A 241-nucleotide genomic window follows, 5' to 3' on the forward strand; every position below is an offset into this window, starting at 1 on the left:
TTATGGAGCCATTAGCACCTTGTACTTAGGGGGAACGGTCTATCTATTAGATAAATTTTCTCCTATCGAAGGGCATTCATGGATACAATCTCATCCCATTACAACGATGTATGTCGTTCCAACAATGATAGAAGCATTTCTAAAACAGGGAATTCAGATCAATAAATCTATAAAAATCCTTTCATCGGGGGCAAAGTGGTCTGAAAGTTCAAAAATGAAAATATATCGTATATTCCCAAAT

The 241-nt window shown here is 35.7% G+C and carries 1 protein-coding gene; it reads left to right on the top strand.

Annotated features, from left to right (window positions below; genetic code table 11):
- On the top strand, positions 1-241 hold a 241-nt coding region (locus RYX56_RS24840), incomplete at both ends, for an AMP-binding protein (protein WP_336623201.1).

The organism is Alkalihalophilus lindianensis (genome assembly GCF_032843265.1).
Taxonomy (GTDB): domain Bacteria; phylum Bacillota; class Bacilli; order Bacillales; family Bacillaceae_D; genus Alkalihalophilus; species Alkalihalophilus lindianensis.